The sequence below is a fragment of the Rhodopseudomonas sp. AAP120 genome (genome assembly GCF_001295845.1).
In the GTDB taxonomy this organism is placed as follows: Bacteria; Pseudomonadota; Alphaproteobacteria; order Rhizobiales; family Xanthobacteraceae; genus Rhodopseudomonas.
On record NZ_LJIC01000104.1, the window covers coordinates 1 to 1,529 of the forward strand.

Consider the following 1,529-nt stretch of genomic DNA (forward strand, 5'->3'; position numbering starts at 1 on the left):
GCCGCAGCGCGCTCCCTCTCCCGCTTGCGGGAGAGGGCTGGGGTGAGGGCGACGCGGGCACTGTGCCTGCGAACGACACTAGCTCAGTGCCTGGGGACCCCCACCCCCGCCCCCTCCCCGCAAGGGGGAGGGGAGAGGAGACGCCTCGCGGGATCAAAAGACGAGCGCCGCGCCTCGGAGCCACCCCATGATCGGCAAGCTCAAGGGCGTCATCGATAGTTACGGCGAGGACTACGTCATCCTCGATGTCCACGGCGTCGGCTATCAGGTGCATTGCGCCAGCCGCACGCTGCAGGCGCTGCCGTCGCCCGGCGAGGCGGCGGTGCTGTCGATCGAGACCTATGTGCGCGAGGATCAGATCAAGCTGTTCGGCTTCCGCACCGACACCGAGCGCGAGTGGTTCCGGCTGCTGCAGACGGTGCAGAGCGTCGGCGCCAAGGTGGCGCTGGCGGTGCTGTCGACTTTGCCGCCGCACGACCTCGCCAATGCCATCGCGCTGCGCGACAAGGCCGCGGTGGCGCGCACTCCCGGCGTCGGGCCGAAGGTCGCCGAGCGCATCGTCACCGAGCTGAAGGACAAGGTGCCGGCGCTCGGCAACGTTGATCCCGCGGTGGTGCATCTGTCCGGTGCGATCGACGACAACACCGCGCCGCGCGCCGTGGCGGATGCGATCTCCGCGCTGGTCAATCTCGGCTACGGCCAGCCGCAGGCGGCCGCCGCCGTCGCTGCCGCCTCGCGCGCCGCCGGCGAGGACGCCGCGACCGCGCAACTGATCAAGCTCGGCCTCAAGGAGCTGTCGAAGTGAGTATCACCGACGCCGACCGCGCGCTGATCGCAAGCGCCGTCGAGACGATTACCAAGCGCTACCGCAACGACTGGCAGGAAGTCGGCGCCGCGCTGCTGACGCGCACCGGCCGTTGCTACGTCGCAGTCAATCTCGACGCGTATCTGGGCCGGATGGCGGTGTGCGCCGAGGCAGTCGCGCTGGGGCAGGTGATCACCGAGCTCGGCGAAGCCGGCATCGATACGATCGTCGCCGTCCGCCACCCCAAGCCCCACGACACCGACCGCGACGTCCGCGTGGTGTCGCCCTGCGGCGCCTGCCGCGAACTGATCTGGGACTACGACCGCAACGCCCGCGTGCTGGTGCCCGGCCCCGACGGTGTCGAGGCCGTGGGGATCAGCGAGCTGCTGCCGAACAAATACAGCCGGGAGCGGGTGCTGTGAGCGCCGTTCTGTGTTGGCCGCGGCCCTCTCCCCTTGCAAAGCGAGCTCCCTCCCCCCTTGCGGGGGAGGGTTGGGGTAGGGGGTGCCACGAGGATGGCATCCCGTTGTGGACCCCCACCCCCGGCCCCGGATCAAGTCCGGGGCAGGCTCCCTCCCCGCAGGGGGGAGGGGAGAAGGGCACGGCGCGCTCCCTCTCCCGCTTGCGGGAGAGGGCTGGGGTGAGGGCGACGCGAGCACAGCGTCTGCGGGCGACGCGCACCCAGTGCCTGGGGACCCCCACCCCCGACCCCTCCCCGCAAGGG

The 1,529-nt window shown here is 71.0% G+C and carries 2 protein-coding genes; both read left to right on the top strand.

Going from position 1 to position 1,529, the window contains the following annotated elements:
* Positions 1 to 187: 187 nt before the first annotated feature.
* Entirely contained in the window at positions 188 to 805 is a 618-nt protein-coding gene (gene ruvA / locus IP86_RS16755; protein ID WP_054163678.1) for a Holliday junction branch migration protein RuvA, read from the top strand.
* Positions 802 to 1,227, top strand: a complete 426-nt coding sequence (locus IP86_RS16760; RefSeq protein ID WP_054163679.1) for a cytidine deaminase — start codon at positions 802 to 804, stop codon at positions 1,225 to 1,227. Before ruvA ends, IP86_RS16760 begins: the two co-directional genes overlap by 4 nt.
* Positions 1,228 to 1,529: the final 302 nt, after the last annotated feature.